We start from the raw sequence: 6,873 nt of genomic DNA on the forward strand, positions 1-6,873 counted from the left end.
AGGACGTCCCCGTTTAGTTAATCCCGCTTTCCCGGCGCACCCTCAGGCCGATCAGAGGGCTGCTCTTGTCGCCACCATTGCAGCGTTACGTCTGATGAATGTGGGGTGACGCACGGAACCCTCCCGTGTCACCCGCTTAAAGTAGCTGCATGCTGAATTTGCTAGCACCCGCGCTTTCTTTGTGCGTCTCGCGTCCTCTCAAACGAAAACATGGCACTCGTTAAAATTTCGGCTCACGAACTGGAACTCGACACGCCATTGCGCTTTCGCATTTACTCCGCCGTTGGGAAGCTTCTCTTAGGCGAAGGCAATGCTTTGCGCTCTGAGGCGCAGCGAGAAAGGCTTCTGACGATCGGCGCTTATCGCGAAGCCGACGCGCCTGGGCCCACACCTACTCACGCGGGTGTGGGCGATGCTGTGTTGATTTCAATGGCCGCGCATACCACGGCCGAGCCGCTTGCTCTGGAGCCCCTGCAAGGGCACTTCCCGACACTGCCCACCGGCATTGAACAATTTCAGTTGACTTCGTGCACCGGGCATACCGCGTCGTTTTATGTTCGATATGTCGGTGCAATTCCTGAGCTCGCGCTGCTTGTCATGGTTCAAGGCGAAAACGAACATCTTCAAGTGGGCGCGGAGCTCGAGGCTAAGGTGATATTTGGGCGGGCAGTCTATGCCTTTCGCACCCGGGTCGCCGCGCGGGACAGTCGCATCCCGGCGCTTCTCCAACTCGAATACCCTGCGACTATCAAAAGACATACGATTCGCAAGCACATGCGAATCAACACCCGACTATCCGCGCGTCTCATTCGCAATGACGTGGTGGCCACCGGGTTCGATGCGCAGATCACGAACCTGTGCGCGAGCGGCATCGGCGTCTTCTTGCCTGACGCGACGCTTGAAGTTGGCGAACACTTCAAGATCGCCGTGCGGCTGAAGGTCGATGGGCGTGAGCATGCCCTCGTGTTTCATTGCGTCGCACGCAATCGGTCGTACGAGGGAAAAGGCCTCAAGGTGGGTGCTGAATTCAGTGCACTGCCTGACGAGACTCGGCGTGTGACCCAGGCGTATATTTTTCAGCAAGCAACGGGCACTTCTCAGGACTGAGTTACGGCGCTCAGACAAGTAGCACCGCAGGTCCAAAATTTGCGTCGCCTCGCGAAGACTTAACCACAAAACGAGAACGCGATATGAAAATTTGGTCCTATATCACCGTTGCTACCGTGATCGGGTCGGCAAGCCTCGGCGCTCAAGCACAAGTTGCCGGAACTCAGCCCTTAAGCGTGACGGTGCAGCAGTCAGCAGCATTGCTTCAAGGATGGAGTGCTAAGAAAGGCATTCTCGGCAAAGCGGTCTACAACGACGCCAACGAGAAAATTGGTTCGATCATGGATTTGGTGATTTCGCCGGACACAACGGTTTCAGCAGCCATTATTGCCACGGGCGGATTCCTCGGTGTCGCGACCCATGATGTCGCGGTACCGATCGGGTCTCTCGATATTCGTAACGGCAATTTCTATTTGGCCGGCGCAACGAAACAAGCACTCAAGGACACGCCCGAGTTCCAGTACAACAAAGTGCAGACGCCAGCCAAGCCAAGAAAGCTTCAGGCTAAATAACACCTGCGCGCGTACGCGGGGCCTTGCCACAAAGCGGCGATCGGTGACCAAGCGTGAATAGGAAGTCGCGACCTGCAAAGGGTCGCGGTTTTTTTTGCACTGGGGCGAGCGTTCGATGTCCTGAGCGAGCCGGGAGAACAAGGCGCCCTCGTCGCCGTAAGAGCGCGATGGTCACCACTTCAGGCTCGCCCCTTTTTTGCTTATCGCAAGCGCAAACGTCTTGAACAACTCGAGTTGGGTAGGCGCATAAACCTGGGCGCGCTCCCGCTTACCACGCGATGAATGGGTTGTGCCGACTGTGTTTGCGACGGCACACGCGCCACGTGCGGCATCGGCTTGTGCTATCACCCACCCGTGGCTTGCGCTATCTAGGCTCGCATTTCGGCTTCTTGGACCTCCTGTCGATTACATCGATAGCCTGCGACACAACCACATGAGGCTTTCGGATCTCGAAAAAGCGAAGCAAGCGAAGCCGGAGATAGTGGTAGAGCTCGTCTGGCGCAAGGATTGACTCGGGCAGCAACGGATGGATTTGGCAAGGCGTCGCCGCAGCGACTGCCAGCCCCTCAACCGGACACCCATACACGCTCAGGAGTGAACGTAACGCGCGCAAGACCGCTGCAAGCCGTCGCACCGGCGCGGTGTGAAGCCCAGCCCCATCCTCAGCGTGCGCTGCGATCAATGTCTCGGCGTCGAGCCCTGGTTCGACGCTTCCCTGAAACGGCATTACGCACACAACAAACGCGCCGAACGGCGTTACGACCACCACATCCAGATCCGTAATCGCGCACTGTGTGTGAGGCGCATGGACAAAGCGCAGCCCGCAACGTATCGCATAGTCGCCTACCCCTAAGCGACGCAGCACCTGCTCGAACAAGGTCGAGACACCATTGACCATTTCGTCCATGCCAAGAACAGGCGAACGCAGATTTTTACTACTTGTCTCAGATGCGCTTTCGGCCAAACGCCAGGCACCGCAATCGCTCAATACCGATGTGGTCAAAACAATCCCCTCTTCAAAGTAGACCTTACCAGCCTAAGCAAAGAAGAAGAAAGTCAAGCAGCCTGCGAGGCGCACCGATCGCAAATGATGCGCAGCCGGCTGATCATCCAGCCGCGCGTCCGGCCGCGCCTCTTGCACAATGAATGACGAGTCGTGGGAGCGCTGAAATTTTAGACAGTCACGCTCTCGTCGCTCTCGTCGCTCTCGTCGCTCTCGTCGCTATGGTCGTTCCCCTCATCGCCGTCCCGCGCTGCAGCGCCGCCGCTCACGCGAGCGCTTGGATCGCTTACCTTGGAAAGCACGCGATACAGCGCCTGGCGCGAGATGCCCAGGGACTTCGCCGCGTGCGACTTATTGCCGTTTGCTGCCGCGAGTGCCACGAGCGCTTGCTCGCAGCTCACCACCGGCGCATCAATCCTCCGAATCGCTGCAAACGAAGAAATGTAGGCGCTCGCCTTGGTCGCTAATCCATGCCCGGCCGCGGCGACAATCTTTTCCATCGCCAGCTGATGCAATTGCGGATCGGGCTTGTGATCGGGACGCTTGATCGGTGCAGGCACGCCGGTCACTTGCTCGTACATGCGCTGCAAATAGGCGTGGCGTAAGCCATGCACTGTCACCCCCAAACCCTTTTGCGAGACGCCCTCATTAGCCAACACTTTATAAAAATGGCGATACCATTTTTTGAGCGAATAAGACTCGGGAATCATTGAGCCCGTACGGGGGTTTGCCATCTGCGCGGCCCGAATAAGCAGGTCATACTGCCAATCGGCATCGATGGGCACCACACGCGGGCGCCCGCCTTTGGTCCCATCGGTCACGTGAAGATGGCCGGACACGCGCAGACACTGCAATGGGCGCAGCAGCATGCTCTCTTGCGCGCGCAAGCCAAACGCGGACTGTAACTCGACCTGAATCGCAACCCACCGGTCGCTGTGCAATAAGCGCGCGATGACCTCATCAACATTCACGTCGGCGGCCTCCCACGATTTGTCCCGTTGCGCTACGTAATACCGGCGGTACCCGTCGGGGCGTGTGATGTAGTCATCGACCGTACCCACTAGTTGGTGTTTGCCCATCCATGCTGCGAGCGTGCGCCAATACGTGAGTTTGTTTTCGACCGTCCCTGGGCTCTGTTTATTTTTAATCACCCACACATTAACCAGATGCCGAATATGCTTGCTCGAAATATTCCACGGTGTCTCAATGGCAAAGCCATCGCGCCTTAGCTCTTTGAAACCGGCAATCAAAGACAAGAGGCGCCGCTCCTGCGTTTTAATTGAAATGGCATTGGCCGTCACCCGCGTTTTACTATGCGCATGAGACAGGAATTGTTGGAAGAGTTTGTCCAGCTCTCCGGTTAAACGCTTAGGAAGACCTGATCGTTCAAGTATTGCGCGATAACTGACTACGACTTTCATTTGCTTTCCTCATATTTAAACGGCACGCGTTAAAAATTAATTCCGTCTTCAGTTAATTAGTCTAGAAATACAATTCGCCATTCCAACGCCTCAACCAACTACTAAGGACTCTGCGCGAACACCAATCACACTTCGACCGCTGCGTCAGCAGCACGCGAAAAAAAGTTCGGGCGATGTCTCCATAGAAAAACGTTCTCAGTACCGCGTCGTTATGCATCGTTGGGTGCCGAGCACAACGCATCCCGGCGCACAAGGCACTCAGTTTCCAGCACCCTACGAGCGCGATAATTCGCATGAATCTATAGGCGTCGCGTGTTGATCCGCCAGCGACGCTTCGCGTCTTCGCCAAGTCACCGGTTTTGCGGCGCGCACAATGCTATTACTTAACCTCCGCTATGATTTTCTTGCGTTGATTTCGTTTTAGGTCTTTCGTTTTTTTATGCCTACGTGAAGATCAACCCACATGACCTCCAATTTTTCTTGCACCCTGAAAATTCTCGGTGATTCCTTAATTAATCTCCGATTTGTTGTTAGGTTACGTCACCGGAAGTTGCAAATCTCACTCAATGTTTATTGATCCTCCTCAACGCATTCTGGAGCACTACGCGTCCCCTTCTAATAAACTAACGCATCGCACGCCAGATAATTAAACAGGGCAAAGCCGCCGCACCTAATGGAACACACAGCGCTCATCTCAATAAGAAAACCAGTTAAGCACGAACGTCGTATCGCCGGTAGTGGGGACACAGGAGATTTCGAAGGTGAACTTTATTGCGATCGCGTATTGCCTCGATGCTGCGGATGAACTAGGTTGATCAAATGGCAATTTAAGGTCGGTTGATACGACGGACTGTGCTCCTTATTTCGACACGGCTTGGCTCCCGTTCTCGAGACGCCGATAGAGCGTTTGACGTGAGATACCTAAACTCTTTGCCGCATGGGATTTGATTCCCAGAGCGTTGGCAAGGGCTGCCTGTGCTTGTTCAGCCGTCACTTCTGGCATGGCGACGCGAACGCGATCTATCAATAGATACCTGCTCGCCTTAATTTCCCGACTGAGGCCCGCCGCCTGCACGACGCGCCGCATGGCGGCACGATGACTATCGCGCTCCGCGCGTTCAGATGTACCTTTCACCGGTGCGGCCATGCTGGTCGATCGCTCGTACACATCCTGCAGATATTGGTGGCGCAAACCCAAACTGGTTATGCCAAGCATCCTGTTCACGATCCCGTGTTTGTTCAACACAGCGTAGTAGACATTGCGCCATTGACTCGTCGTCAATCCTTGTCTCATTGTCGTGCCGGTAGATTTGTTGGATAAACGCGCCGCCTCTGTTAACACCGCATATTGCAGTTCGATTGGAACGGATCGCGCATGACCGCCAATCGTTCCCCGCATCACATTCACGAACGCTTTGTCTCGCAGCGCCTGCGCGGGCTTTAGCATGAAGCTTTCTCCCACCTTCAACCCAAATGCCATCTGCAACTTCAGCTGAACGGCAACATTAGGGTCGGTGCGTGCAACTTGTTCGATCAGGAGCATCGCATTCACCCCGCTGCCGTCCCAGGATTTATCTCGAGATGCCAAATGCGACCTGACTAATCCGTGCGATTCTCGATCAATGTAATCACTGAGCGTTCCAACTAATTCGGGCGTACCAATCCATTCGCCAAAGGCACGTAAATGCGTCAGCTTGTTTTCAATCGTGCCGCCGGAATGACCGAGACGGACCCACAAGTTAACCAAAATCTGCACGTCGCTTTTGTTGATGTTCTGGGGGTATCGCAATGGTTGACCGTTCATGTGCAATTCAAGGAACGATCGGCAGATCGCTCGTGCACGGACCTCTTTGGTCTTTGCCGACAATGATTTCGATGTGATTCTCGCGCGGCGGTGATACCGTTCGATGTTATCTGCTAAGAGACATTCAAGGGCAATCCTGAAGGGTAATGGCAACTTGTAGTCGTGAATTACGGCGGATACATCGAAGATCGGTGCCATAGTCTTTCCTTCGCAAAAAATTGGTATAGATACGGGCTCAGAACGTGCGAGTACCTCACCCGTGCGAAAAGCGTATGTGCTCAAGGGCGAACTCGCGCGCTGCGCCAACATCAGTCAACGTTAATACATTGGGCTCTCTTCCCAGCGGGCTGCACTTCGTCCGCGTCGCTAAGCACGCGTGTCCCAGCACGGCCGCAGCATTTCTATCAAATGATGTTGGTCACTAGATTTTCCGCTGGCTGGCCGACGCTTCTTGCTTGCAGGTCTGTGCGTGCACGGTGCCATGTCGGGCGGTCGTCCGATCGTTTGTTTCGAATGTTCTCGATTTCGCCGTTCAATGTTCTTTGTTAGTAACCGTCGTGCCGATCGATACGACGGGTGGGTTTTAGGAAACTACGCGCTTGCATTCCGGGACTTTAGCGATGATTGTTTGATCCACCCGACGCAGGGAAGCGGCTGCGTTCCGATGGTCCCAAGTCAGCAATGCAGACTCAGGCTACTCAGCCGACGCACGCTAGGGCGGCAGCTAAGCAATTCTATTTGCGCATTTTGGTTCGGCTGCGCGTGCCGATCGATTAGTTCTCGGAAACTCGTACATGCTTCGTACATGAAGTTTCCCGCCCCTGGCAAGCCGGTGTATCGATGCCGCGGTGTATCGGGCAACCCACACCATGCCCAGCGATAATGCTGAAGGGGCGAGTTGAATGTTCTCGAGCGCTGTGAGTCCGTTCACACGCTCGTCCTTAGTCGCATCCTCCGCGCTTAGCGCACGCGGATCATGGGCGTTTGAATTGCCTGCGACGCCCCGGTGTCGGGACGGCGGCACGT

5 protein-coding genes are annotated in these 6,873 nt (G+C 55.2%); 2 read left to right on the forward strand and 3 right to left on the reverse strand.

Features of this window, described 5'->3' with window-relative positions:
* The first annotated feature begins 210 nt into the window (after nt 1–210).
* Nucleotides 211–1,107, forward strand: a complete 897-nt coding sequence (locus ACFFAR_RS20115; protein ID WP_375508342.1) for a flagellar brake protein — start codon at nt 211–213, stop codon at nt 1,105–1,107.
* Nucleotides 1,108–1,190: 83 nt separating this feature from the next.
* Entirely contained in the window at nt 1,191–1,619 is a 429-nt protein-coding gene (locus tag ACFFAR_RS20120; RefSeq protein WP_075358252.1) for a PRC-barrel domain-containing protein, read from the forward strand.
* A gap of 364 nt (nt 1,620–1,983) precedes the next feature.
* On the opposite strand, the gene ACFFAR_RS20125 is transcribed toward ACFFAR_RS20120, so the two are convergent.
* From ACFFAR_RS20125 to ACFFAR_RS20135, 3 genes are all read right to left on the reverse strand, one after another.
* Nucleotides 1,984–2,622 (reverse strand): hypothetical protein, encoded by a 639-nt coding sequence (locus tag ACFFAR_RS20125; RefSeq protein ID WP_375508343.1) that lies wholly within the window; start codon nt 2,620–2,622, stop codon nt 1,984–1,986.
* A 170-nt stretch (nt 2,623–2,792) separates the two neighbouring features.
* A complete protein-coding gene (locus ACFFAR_RS20130) occupies nt 2,793–4,043 on the reverse strand; it encodes an integrase domain-containing protein (RefSeq protein WP_375508344.1) in 1,251 nt (416 codons plus the stop codon).
* 859 nt (nt 4,044–4,902) lie between these two features.
* Complete coding sequence (locus ACFFAR_RS20135) at nt 4,903–6,045, reverse strand: helix-turn-helix domain-containing protein (protein WP_375508345.1); 1,143 nt, start codon at nt 6,043–6,045, stop codon at nt 4,903–4,905.
* Nucleotides 6,046–6,873: the final 828 nt, after the last annotated feature.

The sequence above is a fragment of the uncultured Caballeronia sp. genome, from assembly GCF_964243625.1.
Taxonomy (GTDB): Bacteria; Pseudomonadota; Gammaproteobacteria; order Burkholderiales; family Burkholderiaceae; genus Caballeronia.